Origin of the sequence: Simkania sp., assembly GCF_965215465.1 — a bacterium.
Taxonomy (GTDB): Bacteria; Chlamydiota; Chlamydiia; order Chlamydiales; family Simkaniaceae; genus Simkania.
Genome location: NZ_OZ244056.1, coordinates 1,066,451 through 1,082,774, shown reverse-complemented (window position 1 = coordinate 1,082,774; position 16,324 = coordinate 1,066,451). Strand labels below are relative to the sequence as shown.

The 16,324-nt window shown below is 43.4% G+C and carries 14 protein-coding genes; 4 read left to right on the top strand and 10 right to left on the bottom strand.

Annotation, left to right across the window (positions count from 1 at the left end):
- Positions 1–26: 26 nt before the first annotated feature.
- From ACOOFG_RS04950 to dcd, 4 genes are read right to left on the bottom strand one after another with little or no spacing between them, the layout of a single operon-like run.
- Entirely contained in the window at positions 27–1,262 is a 1,236-nt protein-coding gene (locus ACOOFG_RS04950) for a CNNM domain-containing protein (protein ID WP_420422532.1), read from the bottom strand.
- The gene (locus tag ACOOFG_RS04945; protein WP_420422531.1) at positions 1,255–2,526 is read right to left on the bottom strand and encodes a hemolysin family protein; all 1,272 of its coding nucleotides are present in this window, start codon (positions 2,524–2,526) and stop codon (positions 1,255–1,257) included. The genes ACOOFG_RS04950 and ACOOFG_RS04945 overlap by 8 nt, the downstream gene beginning before the upstream one ends.
- On the bottom strand, positions 2,523–2,840 hold the full coding sequence (locus ACOOFG_RS04940) for a hypothetical protein (RefSeq protein WP_420422530.1): 318 nt from the start codon (positions 2,838–2,840) through the stop codon (positions 2,523–2,525). Before ACOOFG_RS04940 ends, ACOOFG_RS04945 begins: the two co-directional genes overlap by 4 nt.
- Positions 2,841–2,842: 2 nt before the next feature.
- Positions 2,843–3,409, bottom strand: a complete 567-nt coding sequence (dcd, locus tag ACOOFG_RS04935; RefSeq protein WP_420422529.1) for a dCTP deaminase — start codon at positions 3,407–3,409, stop codon at positions 2,843–2,845.
- A gap of 110 nt (positions 3,410–3,519) precedes the next feature.
- Between dcd and ruvB the strand changes: the two genes are divergently transcribed.
- From ruvB to ACOOFG_RS04920, 3 genes are read left to right on the top strand one after another with little or no spacing between them, the layout of a single operon-like run.
- The gene (gene ruvB, locus ACOOFG_RS04930) at positions 3,520–4,536 is read left to right on the top strand and encodes a Holliday junction branch migration DNA helicase RuvB (RefSeq protein WP_420422528.1); all 1,017 of its coding nucleotides are present in this window, start codon (positions 3,520–3,522) and stop codon (positions 4,534–4,536) included.
- Positions 4,533–5,783: a SpoIID/LytB domain-containing protein gene (locus ACOOFG_RS04925; RefSeq protein WP_420422527.1), complete on the top strand. Its 1,251-nt coding sequence runs from the start codon at positions 4,533–4,535 to the stop codon at positions 5,781–5,783. The genes ruvB and ACOOFG_RS04925 overlap by 4 nt, the downstream gene beginning before the upstream one ends.
- Positions 5,784–5,792: 9 nt before the next feature.
- The gene (locus ACOOFG_RS04920) at positions 5,793–6,161 is read left to right on the top strand and encodes a hypothetical protein (protein ID WP_420422526.1); all 369 of its coding nucleotides are present in this window, start codon (positions 5,793–5,795) and stop codon (positions 6,159–6,161) included.
- 38 nt (positions 6,162–6,199) lie between these two features.
- Here the strand turns inward: ACOOFG_RS04920 and ACOOFG_RS04915 are convergent, their stop codons facing one another.
- The 6 genes from ACOOFG_RS04915 to trpS form a co-directional block, all read right to left on the bottom strand.
- On the bottom strand, positions 6,200–7,366 hold the full coding sequence (locus ACOOFG_RS04915; protein ID WP_420422525.1) for a hypothetical protein: 1,167 nt from the start codon (positions 7,364–7,366) through the stop codon (positions 6,200–6,202).
- A gap of 151 nt (positions 7,367–7,517) precedes the next feature.
- Positions 7,518–9,047, bottom strand: a complete 1,530-nt coding sequence (locus ACOOFG_RS04910) for a hypothetical protein (protein WP_420422524.1) — start codon at positions 9,045–9,047, stop codon at positions 7,518–7,520.
- Between the two features lie 226 nt (positions 9,048–9,273).
- Complete coding sequence (locus ACOOFG_RS04905) at positions 9,274–10,449, bottom strand: hypothetical protein (RefSeq protein WP_420422523.1); 1,176 nt, start codon at positions 10,447–10,449, stop codon at positions 9,274–9,276.
- Positions 10,450–10,888: 439 nt separating this feature from the next.
- On the bottom strand, positions 10,889–11,722 hold the full coding sequence (locus ACOOFG_RS04900; protein WP_420422522.1) for a hypothetical protein: 834 nt from the start codon (positions 11,720–11,722) through the stop codon (positions 10,889–10,891).
- Between the two features lie 161 nt (positions 11,723–11,883).
- Positions 11,884–12,402: an adenine phosphoribosyltransferase gene (locus ACOOFG_RS04895; RefSeq protein ID WP_420422521.1), complete on the bottom strand. Its 519-nt coding sequence runs from the start codon at positions 12,400–12,402 to the stop codon at positions 11,884–11,886.
- The gene (trpS, locus tag ACOOFG_RS04890) at positions 12,395–13,402 is read right to left on the bottom strand and encodes a tryptophan--tRNA ligase (RefSeq protein WP_420422520.1); all 1,008 of its coding nucleotides are present in this window, start codon (positions 13,400–13,402) and stop codon (positions 12,395–12,397) included. Before trpS ends, ACOOFG_RS04895 begins: the two co-directional genes overlap by 8 nt.
- A 65-nt stretch (positions 13,403–13,467) precedes the next feature.
- On the opposite strand from trpS, the gene pknD reads away from it, so the two are divergent.
- The gene (pknD, locus tag ACOOFG_RS04885) at positions 13,468–16,305 is read left to right on the top strand and encodes a serine/threonine-protein kinase PknD (protein WP_420422519.1); all 2,838 of its coding nucleotides are present in this window, start codon (positions 13,468–13,470) and stop codon (positions 16,303–16,305) included.
- Positions 16,306–16,324 lie beyond the last annotated feature (19 nt).

Genomic DNA, 16,324 nt, shown 5'->3' with positions numbered 1-16,324 from the left:
AATTAACATGTTAATTAAAATTTAGATTATATAGAGCGAATAGAAATGGTTCGACCTGCAATAAGCGATGTCTCTTCAACCATGAGCTCGACATCTCCCACACGCAGAGGCTCCCCCTTTTCTGGGCGATGACCAAGCAAGCGGGTCATGAGTTCATCCAACGTCTCATCCTCTTCTCCTGGAAGAGAAAGTTTGAACCAAAGATTGATGTCTGCAACCTTGGTTTCTCCTGGGAGTGAGCGGTCAACGACAACGCGATGTTTCTCAGGAGTGAACTCACCAAATGAAACCCAATCATCACGCTGTCCGAAGATTTCATCGACGACGGCATCAAGAGTTAACACTCCAACGGCCAGGCCGGCTTGGTTAAGGACAATGGCAAGGCTTTGATTGTTGCGGCGGAATTCTTTAATGATTTCGAGAATCGAGTTTTTTTCCATCACAAACCAAGGCGAGCGAGAGTAAGCTCGCAGACGGATTTCATCGCCGTAGCGGAGAAGATCGCGTGGAAACGCAATGGCGACAATGTTGCTTTTTTTCTTGTGAAAAACCGGGATAAATGGCGCTGCTTCAAGTCCTAAAATGGAGCGTAAATCCCCAACTGTTGCTTCGGAAGAAATGAGTTTGACGCGATTGATGGGATCCATCAAATCTTTTGCAGTTTTTGACTTGAGCGAAAAGATATTCGAGAGAACAGGATCAAACTCTGCTTTCTCTTCTAAAGAAGGAGTGTCATCTCTTTCTTCAATGGCGCGTTGGAGCTCATCTCGTGAAATATATGCCGACTGGGTTTTGACACCAAAGAACCAATTGACCGCGCGGCAAATCCCTTCAAGGATCATCGTGATGGGACGCAGAATTATAGACGTGAAGTAAATGATCGGAACACCAAGCATCGTCACATTTTCAGCATAGCGGCGAGCAGCAAACATAGGAGCGAGTTCTGCAAAGATGAGAACAATAAAAACCTGAGACAACGCCGACCAATCGGGATTAAGTCCTAAGGAGGAATACAAACGCCGCGCACATTCTGAACCAAACTGGAGCGCTGCATTCACCCCAATCAGCGTGGCTCCAAAAAGATGCGCGGGATTACTGAGCAACTTGCTAAGCCATTTTGCACGCCGATTGTTTTTACTCACATAGTATTGCAAGCGAACCCGATTAAATGAAACACACGCCATTTCAAGCATCGAGTAAAACCCTTGCACAATGATCGCTATGACAAGCAAAAGGAGAAAGTACTGCCACGACTTAGTCATCGCCTTTTTTCTCCTTTGGTTTTTTCTTGCCGTGTCGCAGACGACGGATGTAAACACGTCTAACCCGATTCACATCGGATGAAAGCACGTGAAACAAAAAATCACGAGTTTGATACTTGGTTCCGCTCTTGGGAATGTCCCCCAATTGCTCTGTTAGCCATCCCCCTACTGTCGCCATATTGTTGGGACTTTCTAAGTGATAATCAAAAACCTCTTCAAACTCGGTCAACTCTAACTTTCCGCTGGCAATGATGATATCCTGTGAGGACTGACTGTAATGACTTTTTTGGTCGCGCCTATCGGCGATTTGCCCGATCACAGTTTCGACAAGATCTTCCAATGTCAAAAGACCTGAGATCGAGCCATATTCATCGACAACAATCATCATCGTCTCTTCTTTTTCATAACACTGTTTCAAAGCAGAGCGGCAACGGGTCGATTCAGGAATGAAAAAAGGTTTTCGCAAAAATGGCACCAAATCATGTGTCGTGTTGATCCGACTTTGGTGAAGAAAAAAGCTTCCACTCGTCATCACTCCGAGAATATTCTCGAGTGATTGGTTACAAACGGGAATTCGCGTACACTCCTCGTCGACAAAAAGGTGGACCAACTTTGAAAGAGGCTCATTGATGTCAAAAAAGAGAACCTCTCCACGTGGACACATCAGTTCTTTGACCAAATCTTCTTCCAAATTGAGATAGCCACGTACAAGGGTTGCTTCCTCTTGAGAAACCGTCCCCGTCTCTTTGGATGTTCTCAAAGCATACTTGAGCTCTTCAACAGAGATCTCTTTTTCATGCTTCAGGAAGAAAAAGAAAAAACGGGAAATCCCACTTGTTAGAAAAGTGATAGCGTCCCGGACTGGTTTGACGATCCACTCCATGACGCGAATAAACGGAGCGACATGATAGGCAATCCAATTGTTCATGGGATAGGCAATCGACTTGGGAATCACTTCGCCAAAAATCAAGGTGAGAGCCAGAGGAACACCCACTGTAAGAGTCCAGCTTGAAAACGTGCCAAATAGGCCCGAAACGACGTTTTGAACCAAAATGTTCATGAGAACATTCAGCATCAAAATCGTCACCAGCAATTTACGGGGCGTAAGTAAGAGCTTGCCAATCAGCTTTCCGCGGGGGTCCTTTCCAAAACGATACGCACGCACCCTCATCGAAGAGAGAGAAAAAAGTGCTGTCTCAGACGCAGACAACACTCCTGATCCAATAATCAGTATCGCGAGAACGATGATTAAGACAAGAGTCACTGGGCCCTCTTTTGAAAAATGACTTTCGTTTCACCTTCTTCAACGACCCCTAATCGTTGCTTCAAGACAAGCAACGCCCATTCGGGATCCTCTTCACTTTTAATGCGCAGCTCAAGTTGCTCTTGATCCCTAGTCGCCAGCTCTTTTTCCTTTTTGAGGAGCTCTGCCTTTTTCGTCAAAAGAGACGCTAACTGGTTTTTCTGATAAAGGGCCTGAGCATAAAGGGCGACTGCCATCAACATAAACGCGCCTACCCACCAATTGGTGAGTAAAAAAGAAAGAACCTTTCCTTTGCTTTCTCTTGCCTTAAGCATGATTAAATCACAGGAACCGTGATTCCCTCTTGCTTCATGTACTTTCCTTTGCGATCTGCATAAGACGTTTCGCAAACTTGATTGGCTTCTAAGAAGAGCACTTGAGCAATTCCCTCGTTGGCATAGATTTTTGCTGGAAGAGGTGTCGTGTTTGAAATCTCAATTGTCACATACCCTTCCCATTCAGGTTCAAACGGTGTGACATTAACAATGATGCCGCAACGCGCATAAGTTGACTTTCCAATACAGAGAGTCAAAATATTACGAGGAATACGGAAGTACTCAACGCTGACTGCTAACGCAAATGAGTTCGGAGGAATAATGCAAGTATCTGCTTCAATGTCAACAAACGCATCTTCGTGGAAACTCTTGGGATCCACAATTGAATTGTACACGTTAGTGAAGACTTTAAACTGTGGTCCTACACGGAGATCATAACCGTAACTCGAGAGGCCATAACTTACAATCTTTTCATTTTCGACGGAGCGCACTTGACCTTCAACGAAGGGTTCAATCATCCCCTCTTCAAGAGCCATCTTGCGAATCCACTTGTCTGATTTTAATGTCATCGGAATACCTGCTTATTTTTTTCGGTTTTTTACGAATAGATATAGCGTGCGAAATCCTTTTCCTGCTAGTATTTTTTCATGTGGATATTGCTTATGGATAACGGTGTTTTATGAATCAGTCTTTTATTCAATCTTCCTGGGCCCAGCGCGACCAAAAGCTAGAAAAACAACTCCGACCAACTTCTCTGAAAGAGTTTATTGGACAAGACCAAGTCCGTGAACGCCTCGAAGTTTTCGTCGGTGCCGCTAAAAAAAGAAAAGAGCCCCTCGGGCACGCCCTTTTCTATGGTCCTCCAGGACTTGGAAAAACAACACTCGGCTACATCATTTCGCAAGAAATGGGCACCAATCTTGTCGTCACATCAGGTCCTTCCATCGAAAAACCCGCAGATTTAGCAGGAATTTTGACCAACCTCGGCGAAGGAGACATCCTTTTCATCGACGAAATCCACCGTTTAAATCGGAATGTCGAAGAGTATCTCTACCCCGCAATGGAAGACTTTTCCCTCGACTTATTGCTCGACTCCGGCCCTCAATCTCGCACCGTGCAAGTCAAACTCAACCGCTTCACCCTCATCGGAGCCACCACTCGGATCGGACTGCTCAGCAGCCCCCTACGTTCTCGCTTTGGTTTTACCAGCCGCCTCGACTACTACGACCCCAAAATTATTGCTGACATCCTGGAGCGCTCCTCAAAAATCTTAACTGTCGACATCAATCGCGAATCGATCATGGAAATTGCTCTTCGTGCGCGCGGCACCCCACGTACCGCTAACAACCTCCTCAAATGGGTCCGCGACTACGCCCAAATGCGCACTGATAACCGCCTCGACAAAGTTTCGACTCGCACAGCCCTTGAAATGCTCGATATCGATTTCCGTGGACTGAACGAAATGGACAAACGTTTTCTTCAGCACATCATCGAACATCACAAAGGGGGCCCCGTTGGTATCGGCACCATTGCTGCTGCCGTCGGCGAAGAAGCGTCATCACTTGAAGAAGTGAACGAACCCTTTCTCATCATGCAAGGGTTTCTCAAACGGACCCCTCGTGGACGCGAAGCGACCCAAATGGCCTTCCAACATTTTGGCCGCACCTACGAACCTAAAGAAGGAGCCGAAGAATGAACCTCAGAAAAACACTGCTGACCCTTTTTGCTTGCCTGTTTTGCTTTTCTTTTCTACAGGCTCATCAATCCGATATCGTCGCGACCACCACTGAAGATCAAAAGCCGGCAACTATCAAAGTCCTGCTTCACAAAGACTCAACCGGCGTCCTCCTCGAAGCACGCGGCTCATTTCAAGTGATCAATCCCGAAAATGGCAAGCGCGTCAGCTCCGGCCGCAAAGGCAAACGGTTTTACCTCTATCCTCATAAAGAGGGAATCAAATGGAGAGAAGACTTTCTTGGCATTTTCCAACTTCTGGTTATCCCAACAAGTCCAGACACAACACTCCTCGTCAATGGCGTCCAATACTCTGGAGCTCTTGAAATCTACCACGTGGAAGAAAAGCTCAACATCATCAATGAAGTCACCGTTGAAAATTACTTAAAAAGCATCCTCCCACAAAAGTTTCATGGCAATTACCCCGAATCAGTTTTAGATGCCGTTGCCATCATTGCACGCACAGATGCCTACTATAGTGCCCTCTTCAATCACGAAGCCTTTTGGCATGTTGAAGCCAGTGAAGTCTGCTACGAAGGTGTCGGTCTCACTTGCCAAAACCTCGCAATCGATCGCTCCATTGACAGTACGCGCCACCTTGTCATGACCTTCGAAGACCAACCGTTCCCCTCAGCATGGACAGAAAATTGCGGCGGAAAAACGGCACCCTACCAAACGATCTTTAGAAAAAATACCCCAACTCCACAAGGAGTGGACTCGGTCTTTGCTGCCACAGGGCGCAAAGACACGCACTGGGCGTTCACCATAAACACTCAAGACCTCGCTAAAGTCGCAAAAATCAACCGCATTACTGGCATCGATCTATTTGTCGACCACTTTTCAAGCAAAGTCTACGCCGTCCGCATCCACGACGGAGTGCACACAGAAGACATCGATTTTCTGACCCTTCAAAAGCACATTGGAGAGACCAAACTCAAAAGCAATGATTTCACCGTGAGCATTAAAGGCAACATCGCCTCCTTCGAAGGTTACGGAGTCGGAACAGGCACCGGCCTTTGCCTCTACAGCGCCTCCCAAATGGCAGAACGCGGTGACGACACTCCGCACATGCTTGCTGAGTTCTTCCCCTACACACACATCGAAAAAATGCGTGCCTATCCCGAAGCGATTATCTCCGCCAATAAAGGCTCCTTTGTGTCACCTAAACACAAAAAAGCTACAAAAAAGAAACACCGGATTTTACACTAGGAATTAGTCATGGCACACCCACTCACCTCTAAAAAAAGAGCCAAAGCCATTTCATCAGCCCTCTTCCTCATTGGCATCGCTGTTATCATGTACCTCGACGCTTGGTGGCCTGGCATCATGGCTGTGATTGGAGTGCCCCTTGCCCTCAAACAATTTCTCGAAGGGCGGTATCACGACACTCTTCTCACGCTCATCGTCTTCGTCGGCTTTTTCATCATCGCCCAATTCAACATCTCATGGAAGATTCTCCTGCCCATTCTCTTTGTCATGGCAGCGGTCTACATCCTCTGTAAAGAGTGGGTGGAAGGCAAGCTCGTAACCGAAGATGAACGAGAAGAAGATCTGAACAAAGAACTGGAAGAAGAAGACAAAAAATAAAGCTTCACTCCTTCCGGAGTGAAGCGCGTACCCAAATATTAAGAACGTAAAAGATCAGCCATCCTAGCGCGAAGGTCTTCCACCCTGCTATGAAATCTTGATACTTGATGAAAATATTTGCTAGGTTTACTCAATTCTACAATTGCATCAGACTGATGATCAATTTCATTGTTACGCTTCTCTAATTCAACTCTTACAATTTGAGCAAAACCATTAACCTGCTCTCGAAATTTGTAGAATTGATCCTCATCCATTTTTTTGACGGCTCTCACACCCTGACGTAAATTTGAAGGTAATCGCTCAGGAATCACAGTTTTTAAGCTATTTTTCAACACAAGAAAATCGTACTTATTTCGGAGTGCCTCATCAAGTCTACGAACCCTATCTCTAAGACGGATGTTTTCTCTTAAATTTGTAGCTTCTACAACTACTTCGTGACTGTTTCCTAAATAAGAGCCTAAGCTTTCAATCGTTTGTTCAGAAACAAATCTATAACCTTTAATTCTTAGACCTTGCACAAGATTGTCGACAGGTGTCTCCGGCCACTCCAAGCTTTCTGATAATTCAGTTTGTAAATGCTCCCAAATAGTTCTTAAACTTTCAGAGGACATATGGACAGAACTTCTTTCCCCGGTTTGACCTAAGTAAAGCGTTAGAAGCTCAATCCGCCCACCGTTATTTACAGGAATAAAAATGATGCTTTGCCCCCCTCTTATTGCCTCCTTTACAGCAGGAACTACATCCGTCTTTATCTGTGAAATATCTGAAATAAATGCCGCCTCATCATCTAGGTTTTCCCTAACAACAATTTTTACGTCTTTAGCATTTTCTTTATAAAAAGACTCAACTCTATCAAGAAGTACTCCAGTGCTCATGCCATCTGTAGTTGATGAAGAGCTCATAATCGAATTAGTAGAGGGTTCTAAATGAAAATGAGTTCTCTCTGAATCAAGTAAGTCAATACCTGTCTCACTTGCAGTGAATGTAGAACCTATACCGCTCTCTTCTTTATTAAGATCTGTCCAAATCTGGATTACAAAAAAGAGTGTAATGGGAGCAGTGACTATAGGAAGTGAGGCAAGTAATAACAGTGCAATTGCTGTGATTTTTCCTAGTTTGCTGTCCCAAAAACCTGTGTTCGAATTCTGATGAATGAGATAGTCTGATTCATGATTTTTTTCTATCGACCCTGAAAACGAATTCATATTGATCCCCCTCAAAAAATTTACCTTTCAATAAAATTATAACATATAAATTTTTTAAAAAGAAGTAATTGATTAACAAAAACTTAAATAGTTTAAAACAAACAACTTAGACCTTTTATTTATAACTTATTCGCTTTCAATATGTTAAATCTTAATACAAGTCCGCTATAAGCTCTTGCTGGATCGCTTTAGACTTCTTTACCGCAGCAGTAGCCGCTATGAAGTCTACGCGTTCTTCATCACGGTACCAGTCTTGCCCGTCCTTAGGTCGCAAGCTTTGCTCAAGACGCATTTTCATGAAGTGCATCACAAAGCGCCCACAGTTCTTCCAGTCCCCTCTTCCTTGATGAGGAGTCTTACTCCCATAAGAGTAGTTTTGCGTTCCATTTCTGTACGGATTTTTTGCACTTCCACGAAGTAAGATTTCTCTACTCACCGCATGCAATAAACCATCCTGCAGGTTTTGTACTTTCTCTAGCTCTTTTGTTGCTACAGTTCTGAGTTCCTCAACATCAAAATCAGAGCGATACATGTATTTCATTTGCTTTTCCAATTCTGCTGGAAATGATGCGGTAGAGACCATGCTAAGAGCACTTCGTACTTCTCCTATCTTTTCCTTTTGGCAGGCAGCAATAACCTTCTTGAGTTCTGGAATCGAAGGACTCCGATGGGCAAATACAGAATATATCGCATGTCCAAGCGCAGGCCCTTTAAACCCAAACTGTCTATTTAACTTGTCAGAACCGAGAATATGCTTTTTAAGCGTTGCTTGTATGTCGTGATGATCTTTTTGAGCCAACAGATCTCGAAGCTCAACCAAATCTGGATTCTCTTTTTCTCCAAAGATTTCGCTAACAGGATCAAAGAGGTTTTGAGTGAGCATGCTGCGAAACGCACTCACTGAAACACCAGGAAGAGCTCGTATCTCATTAGCTCCAGGCGCTTTTCCTTTTGGATCAAAATATTCAATTGCTCCATTCTCTAGGTTAAGTGCGAATAAGACAATATGGTCCCGACTAGATGCTTGAACAACAGGAATAAAAACAAACTGCTTTCCTTCCTCTACCGCTCTCACAACTTCAGGGATAATTTTATCTTCGAAAATATTTGGTTTTGGCATAGGATCGATAAGCTCTCCAATAAAGATGGCTTGATCTCCGTACTTTCTCTCAAGAAAGTCGATGTAGGTGTAGACGGTTCCTTTTTCGGTATAAGAACCTCCACGGATATTTTCTACAGCACTCAAGGCAGCACGTCGCTGTCCGCTTTCGACGACTGAGTCTGGAATTGCATCGCTATCTACCCCAACAAAACCATCCAGGATTCGTTCTTCAGACTTCAAGGTGAACTCATTTCCCATCCCATGACGAGGAAAATCTGTATCGACAATAGAGCCATACCGAGCAGGCATCACAGCTCCGACTCCTCGATCCTCTTCTTCTGTGGTGGAGAAAACTGAAACCAAATGTCTTCCAATTGCACTCCCATGCTCTGCGATGGGCCCAGCCGTCCAATAAAGTGTAAATATAGGGAGCGACAAAAATAGCCAGCCAGCGAGCTTTAGAACTCGAACAGCTGTGTTACCCCAAGAAAACTCTTCGTGAGTTTCGTTTGTATCTGATTGATTATACGTTGCTTCGATTAAGCGATCATGCTCGGAAGCTTCTGGAATACTCGCCATATTCCACCTCTCTCTTTCCGTGTCCCAAAAACAACTATTATAACACATTAAAATTTAATAATCTGATAACTAATTATTTTAATTAATAAAGATTGTTGATTATTAAACACTTGATATCTTATTTTGAATAAAAAAATTTACTAAACTTTTATAAATTAGATATTTAAATAAAAAAAACTCCACCCTGATAGGGGTGAAGTTTAGATCTCTGAGCTTTAGACGTTCACTATCTTAAAATAGAAGCCAGCTCTTGCTGAAGCTCTCCCACTCGTGAACTGAGGAAACTTGTAACAGGTGTAAAGCTTCTAGACGCAGTGCGCGCATGCTCTAGCTGTGGTTTCAATTCTTCGATTTCTAAATCAATTCTCTCTAGCTCATCATTCACTTCACTATAAAACATTTTTAGCTGTCTGCCAGTCCCAACCCGATCTCTGTTGAAGTCATCTTCACTCATTTCCTTATAGAACTCTGCTTTTCCCCTTAACCCTTCTGGAAGGCTTGAGGGTCTTACATGTTGAAACGCAACTTTCAAAAGAAGGTAGTCGCTTCTGCCTTGAAGAGCTTTGTGCAAATGCTGAACTTGTCTCTGAACTTGATACTGCTCACGTAGAGCATGAGCGGTTGTACAAACCACACTACTCTCATCGTAAGCTTCATCAATTTTATCAAGCGTCTGTGGTAGTACATGGTGATATTCCACTTCACTGATAAGAGTATCAAGAGGCGTTTTCGGCCACTGTATTTTTGATGACAAGCGACTCAATTCATCTGAGAACTTTTGCAATTCTGGTGAAGAGATGTGAACAAGCTTTCCTTCATCAGTTTGACCTAAAGTAAGAGTCATTAGCTTAAGTTTACCATCTATTTTTACAGGGATAAACACGACGTTTTTTCCCTGTTCAAGCGCTTGGTTGATCGCTGGAATGACACTTTCTGCGACTTGTGAAACTTCTGATATCAGAACCGTTTCTCCCGCAAAATTTGAAGTGAACACAGTCATAGCTGTTTCTGAATGCGCGACTGCAAAAGCTTCAAGACCTGGAACATCTTTAACCCTTGCCCCAAAAACTGCATCATCAAACTCATTCAACATATCACTCGCTTCATCCATCACTTTATGCAATGCTCGCTGATCAATGGTATCTTCATCATCTAGTGGATCACGAGCTGCCGTGGCTACAGCTCCAATTGGCTTCTCGTCCTGACCTAAAGTGCTGGCATGACCCCATTCTCTATCAACTGATGACTTGTCAAAACAGCAACCGCCTAGCCAAGAAAAAAAGCTTTGCGCATATCCCAATACGCGCTCGCCTACCGCTTTCCAGTTCCCGTGACTATCTGTTTGATTACCAAGTAGATGTGTTTTATCTGAATGTTCTGCTTTACGGACATGTACTGACATGATTTCTCCCTCTTCTTACTCCCTTCATAAATTCATTATACTCTATTAACACTTAAAAGTAAAGTTTGAATTTAAACTCAAGTCATTTATATTCAATTTATTGCAAAGTTTTCGATTCATGAAAACTTTTCGTCATTGTGCTGATTATCAATTAATTAGAGAGAATAGACCTGATCCTTGAATAGGATTTTCCTTCTCTTTTTTGTTCTCTAGATCTCCCCATTACAACATATTAAAATTATTTAAATAACTTACATTTAGTTATTTATGAATTAAAATTTTATCTAAGACATTATTCTTAAGTGTCTTGAAAAAGTTAAAGCTAGAAATGAAAACAGACCAAGTAAAAAAAAGCCCCACTCTTTTCAGAGTGAGACTCATCTATGAATTAAGTATCTAAACAAACCGTCAGCAATTCGACTGACCTATGCCATCTCTTTTATACATTCTTATATGGTTTAACCGTGGCTTGAATAAGCTCATCTTTACATGCAATCTCTCTCTCCACAACTTTTTTAAAACAACTTATGTCTAATTCCAAATAGCTTTGATCATTCATATTATGAAGCTTCTCTTGAAGTTCTTTCACACCAGGTCGCAAAGTCTTTGGTAGTTGAGAAACATTGATCTTCAGTAATTTGTTTTTAAAATCGTGAAAAACGGGTTCAATAAGAGCTTTTCGAAAATTATTAAGATTATTTCGTTCAATAGTCAGCGTTTTTAGAGATCGTGCCATCCTGGTATTCTGATGATCAGGTCCAAAAGCCTGCTCAAGACCTTGAATCGTTGAATCATTTACATAGGGATAAATTTTGCTTGCGTTCTCGGCAAGTTCTTTTAACATTTCAGAACCTAACTGCTGTCCCATTTTTCCAGCAATATTTTGCAGCTCATCTAAGGTCTCTAAGAAGTCATCCTGAGTGTTTGCTGCTCGATGCCCAACTGATGTAGTTGGTTGATGCTGGATTTCTTCAACAACAGGTATTTCTTCACTCATTCTAAACGGATCATCCATATCTGTATCTCTATTTGATGCAACCATGGTAGCTCCAATTGGTTTATCATCTGAAGAATCCTTTCCATTCCAAAGCTCAACCATCGGTTGGTAAGTCAAGGGAAGTAGCGCCCCAAGAGAAATAACTGTTATGAAAGCGAGTGCAGCGAATTTACCCACACGGGCTGCGGTGTCCATCCATGATGAACCTTTTTGTTTTGAATCGATTAAGTGTGAGCTCTCTGTATGAGCCACAACGCTAAGTGAAGCAGTAGACATACCCTTCTATCTCCTTTTTTTCCATCTCCAAGACACTATTATAACATATTAAAAATATTAGATTATATCATTTTATTAAACTAAATCTTATAATGTTATAAATTAACAACTTAAACTTAAAATAATATCTAATTATTTAATTTTTAAGGAGATGAGTCTTTTTAAACCTGAAAGAGGGAAAAGAAGGGAGCTGAGAGGGTGTATCTTCCTTGAAAGATTGTCATTTCGAGGAGGCAGGCAACTTCTATAACCTCCGCCTCGGCATGTTTGGCCAGCTGACTGGCGGCTTCGGCTGACCCGCCTGTAGCCAAGAGGTCATCAAGAATGAGAACTCGCTGACCAGGTTGGAGCGCTTGTTTTTCGACTTCTAGACAATCAGCGCCGTATTCAAGTTCAAAGTGTTTGAAGTGGGTCTCTTCTGGGAGGCGGCCACATTTGCGAACGAGAACGAGTGGGAGGTAGAGCTCATAGGCAAGGGCTGAACCAAAAATAAAACCGCGCGCCTCAATTGTGAGGATGACATCGATCTTTTGATCGCGGTACCGGTCGGCAAAAGTTTGGATCACTTGGCGAAAAGCTTGAGGATCTCGAAGGAGTTTGCCATACCAATGAAAACTGACGCCTGGCTTGGGAAAATCTTTTCGAATGGAAAGATAGGGCTTGATCCAATCGTTATTCATAATAGTTCAGGTGCATGGCTCTGCGCACATCGACTAGGGTTTGAGAAGCCGCTTCGTTGGCTTTTTCAGTTCCTTTACGCACGATTTCTAAGACAGCTGCTGGGTCGTTTTCGTATTCGGCACGTCTTTTTTGGATGGGCTCTAAAAACTCGAGGAGGACTTCTAGAAGATACTTTTTTACGACAGAATCGCCTAATCCCCCACGCTGATAATGATCTTTGAGCTCTTGCACTTTTTCGATGTTGGTATCAAAGGCATCGAGGTATTCAAAAACAGGATTTCCTTCAACTTTGCCGGGATCTTCGACACGGAGATGGTTCGGGTCGGTGTACATCTTTTTGACTTTTTTTGACACTTGGTCCACATCGTCTGAAAGATAGATGGCGTTACCAAGCGATTTACTCATTTTGGCTTGCCCATCGGTTCCAGGCAGCCGGGCAATTTTAGGAATGCAAGCCTCAGCTTCCACAAGAACGTCTGTTTTGTAAATGCGATTAAAAGAACGGACAATTTCATTTGTCTGCTCGATCATAGGACGTTGATCTTCACCGACGGGAACGAGGTTAGCTTTGAATGCGGTGATGTCAGCTGCTTGCGAAACCGGATAGGTCATGAACCCAGCAGGGACGCTTTCGCCAAATCCCTTTTGTTTGATTTCTTGTTTCACGGTGGGATTGTGCTTAAGTCGGTTCCAAGTCACCAGGTTGAGGTAATACATGGTGAGCTCTGAAAGAGCAGGAATCAGCGATTGAAGAAAGATAACTGTCTTTTCGGGGTCGATCCCGACTGCGAGGTAATCAAGTGCAACTTGAAGAACACTATCACGTACACGCTGAGGTTCTTTTGCATAATCTGTGAGCGCTTGCATGTCAGCAATCATCACAAATTGCTTGCAGGACTCTTGCAGCTCAACACGTGAGCGCAGGGACCCGACATAGTGTCCTAGATGAAGAGGGCCTGTTGGGCGGTCTCCGGTTAGAATAATTTTCTTTTTCGTCATGCGTCTCAGGATAACAAGGAAAAGAGTTATTGAAAAGTTTTCCTTTTTCGTCTTAGATAACAGGCATGAGCGATAGTCTGCCAAAAAAGATAGGAAAATACGATCTCATTCGCCTTATTGGGAAAGGAGGCATGGGTGAGATTTTTTTAGCAAAGGATCCGGTTTGCGAAAGGGAAGTTGCACTCAAACGCATTTTAGAAAAACTTATTCGCTACCCTACGATCAAAAAACGGTTCTTGAGCGAAGCTAAAATTGCAGCGCAATTGGCCCACCCTTCCATCATTCCTATTTACACTTTGCATGCTGATGAAGATCAGATTTATTACACGATGCCTTATGTCGAAGGAGACACTCTCAAGCAGATCATCAAAGTGACACGCGACAAGGAAAAGGCAGGCGATGCTCCTCACCCTACTGGATCTTCGATTCCAGCTTTGATCCGTATTTTTCTAAGTGTATGCCAAGCGATGCACTACACCCATTCGAAAGGGTTTTTACATCGAGATTTGAAGCCTGAAAATATCATAGTGGGAAAGTTTGGTGAGGTCATGATTCTCGATTGGGGCATTGCCCTTCCTATGGGGCTTGAAGAAGAAGAGGAATCGAGTGAAGTACAGGTGGCGTCTCCTCATGATTTGACCAAACCTGGCAAGGTGGTGGGAACGGTTGGTTACATGGCGCCTGAACGGGCACTAGGTCAGCCGGCAAACGAGCGGACCGATATCTATTCATTAGGGGTCATTTTGTACCAATTGCTGACCTTACGTCTTCCTTTTATCCGCCCTTCGCTGCGAGATTTTCGCAAACAAATGAAGCTTGAAAGATGGATTGAACCTCAGGAAGTCGCTCCCCATCGTGACATTCCCACGCAACTGTCACACATTGCAAAACGGTGTTTGCAACCCGACCCTAATAAGCGCTATGAATCGGTGCATGAAATGATCGAGCAACTCGAAAACTACATTGAAGGCTGCCCCGAATGGATTCCAACGACAACGCTTAAAATCGACCGCGCAGAAGATTGGGAGTTTCAAGAAAACGTTCTTCTTTCGAAACACATGGCAGTTTCACGGATTTCTAACGTGCTCGAATGGGTCATGCTCATGATTTCAAAGGAGTCCTATTCGGGCAACATGCGGATCGAAGCAACGCTTGAAATCGAAGAGCCCTGCCAGGGTGTGGGTTTTCTCCTTTCCATTCCTGAGCCGAGTGAGCGCAAAGGCTTAGAAGATGGCTACTGTCTGTGGATTGGCACAAAGAAAAACCCATCATGTACTCTTTTCCGCTCTAACGTCGAGGTGATGCACATTCCCGAAGTGGCACTTGAACCGAAGCGGACGTATGCGATCGCAATTGAAAAAATTGAAAACAATGTTCGTCTTTTAATCGATGGCAATTTGGTGCTGAGTTATGTCAGTCACATTCCTCTTGTTGGGGGCCATTTAGGAATGCTTCTCCGTGATACTGATTTTAAATTAGAAGCCATCCATATCTTGTTTGGAAGTCAAAATGTGATGGTCAATTGCCTCTCGATTCCCGATGCGTTTTTAACGAGTAAAGACTACGGAAAAGCGCTGTCTGAATACCGACGCATCGCCCATTCGTTCAAGGGGCGTGCTGAAGGAAGAGAGGCGCTCTTTCGAGCTGGAATCACGATTTTGGAGCAGGCAAAAAATAAGGCAAGTGAAGAGAAAAAAGAGGAGTTTTTTGGACGCGCGTTGGATGAATTCGAAAAATTGCACGGCACTCCAGGAGCTCCACTAGAATACTTAGGGAAATCTCTTGTCTATCGAACCGAAGGAGATTTAGAAGAAGAAATCAAATGTTTGGAGCTGGCCATACGAAAGTATCCCAAACATCCTCTGCTTCCTGTTGTTGAAGAACATATTGGATTCCGCTTACATGAAACGTCGCGCTTGGATAGAAAAGGAGCCTACTCTTTTCTCCTGCTTGCCCTGAGGCACGTTCCCCACGTTTTACATACCAAAGAAACGCAAGATTTAATCGAGCATTTGACAACAGATTGGGAGTCGCTTGCTTTTATTGAGTCACCAAAGAGTTTTTCTAGCGATAAGGTCCGTTACAATCACCTCGCCATTCAACTGGCGTTTTGGCTGTCTAAACCAACGGTTCTCTATGAAATTTTGCAGAAAATCTCCTCTGAAGCTCCAGAGTACTACCTCCTTGTTGGCAATGCCCTTTTTGCTCTTCTTGAGATGGGTTACCCCAAACTTGCCAATTACATCATCACGAAGCAGATTGAAGAAAGTGATCCCGAATTTTTACTGCTTAAAAACTATATCGAGATCGCCATTCAAGCAGATGAAAAGCCAGTTAAAGATTGCCTCGATTTGTTCTTTAGTGTCGCGCCCAACCATCTGTCTAAACGAGAAGCGCGCACACTTAAATTTCTCTTTGAAAAAGGACTCAGTACCAAAGATGCTCCTTCTCTTCTCCCTTACTTCGAAAAGCTGTCCAAGTTTGATAAAATTGAAATGGATCTCAAACCGATTGAAATTTGGGCCTATCTTCTATCGGATCAAAAGCAAGATGCTGAAAAGCTTTTCCCCAAACAAATTGCGGAAATCACTTCGCCTTACTATCCCCTTTATGGATGCCTCCTGGCACAAAAGGAAGGAGAAAAAGGAGCACTGGGACACTTTGAGTCGCTACTCAATGTTTCCTACCCTCCAACAAGCGCCCTCCTCAGCCATTTTTTGAAAGGGGCCATCGAACTCAAGTCGCCTTGGATGCAAAACGCTTTCCTATGGGAAAAAGTGCAGCTCTTTCGACAGCTCTCCCTCTACTACTTCTGCCTTGGGAAAAAGCGCAAAGCAACGCAATTTGAGCAAATGATCGTAAAAGAGCGAGAAAACTCTCAAATTCCTTTAAATTTCATCTAAAATCATTTATTCTATTTGC